A 1,391-nucleotide genomic window follows, 5' to 3' on the forward strand; every position below is an offset into this window, starting at 1 on the left:
GCGCTGTGTCCGCTGCTGACCGACGGCGCGATCGAAGCGCTGCTCACGGCCGGCACCGAAGCGCAGAAACAGGCCTACGTGCCGAAGCTGATCTCCGGCGATTGGACCGGCACGATGAACCTCACCGAGCCGCAGGCCGGCTCGGATCTGGCGCTCGTGCGCACGCGGGCCGAGCCGCAGGGCGATGGTTCGTTCAAGCTGTTCGGCACCAAGATTTTCATTACGTGGGGCGAGCACGACATGGCGAAGAACATCGCCCATCTCGTGCTGGCGCGCACGCCGGATGCACCCGAAGGCGTGAAGGGCATCTCGCTCTTTATCGTGCCGAAGTTCCTCGTCAATGAAGACGGTTCGCTTGGCGAGCGCAACGACGTGCATTGCGTGTCGATCGAGCACAAGCTCGGCATCAAGGCGAGCCCGACAGCCGTGCTGCAATTCGGCGATCGCGGCGGCGCGATCGGTCATCTGATAGGCGAAGAGAACCGCGGTCTCGAGTACATGTTCATCATGATGAACGCCGCGCGTTTCGCGGTGGGCATGCAGGGTGTCGGCGTGTCGGATCGGGCCTATCAGAAGGCGGTTGCCTATGCAAAAGACCGCGTGCAAAGCCGCCCGGTCGATGGTTCTGCCAAGCAATCGGTTTCGATCATTCACCACCCGGATGTGCGCCGCATGCTGGCGACGATGCGCGCCTTGACCGAAGGTTCGCGTGCGCTTGCTTATGTGGCTGCGGCGCATTGCGATATTGCGCATCGTCACCCTGACGAAGCGAAGCGTGCAGAGCATCAGGCAATCTACGAATTCCTCGTGCCGATCGTGAAGGGCTGGAGCACGGAACTGTCGATCGATGTGACGAGCCTCGGCGTGCAGGTGCACGGCGGCATGGGCTTCATCGAAGAAACGGGCGCGGCTCAGTACTACCGCGACGCGCGCATTCTGCCGATCTACGAAGGCACCACCGCGATCCAGGCGAACGACCTGATCGGCCGCAAGACCCTGCGCGACGGCGGAGCAGTGGCGAAGTCGCTGCTGGCCGGAATTGCGCAGACAGTCGAAGCGCTGGGTTCGAAGCAAGGGGCGGCGTTCAAGTCGATGCAGCAGCAGCTTGCCCAAGGACATCGTGCACTAGAGGCCGCGGTGGAATTCGTGGTCGCGAATACGAAGCGCGATCCGAACGCTGTCTTTGCTGGCAGCGTGCCGTATCTGAAGCTGGCGGGTATCGTGCTCGGCGGCTGGCAGATGGCGCGTGCGTTGCTGGTGGCCGACGAGAAGCGCGCGGAAGATCCGTCGTTCTACGGCGCGAAGATCGCGACTGCGCAGTTCTACGCGGAGCACGTTCTGCCGCAGGCGTCGGCGCTGGAAGCGTCGATTGTCAGCGCGAAGGGCGATGA

1 protein-coding gene is annotated in these 1,391 nt (G+C 63.3%); it reads left to right on the forward strand.

The features are described from left to right. Positions 1-1,391, forward strand: a 1,391-nt coding sequence (locus P3T40_RS44910) for an acyl-CoA dehydrogenase (RefSeq protein ID WP_429274092.1), incomplete at both ends; no start/stop codon positions are given.

It is taken from the genome of Paraburkholderia sp. EB58 (assembly GCF_050436665.1).
Classification (GTDB): Bacteria; Pseudomonadota; Gammaproteobacteria; order Burkholderiales; family Burkholderiaceae; genus Paraburkholderia.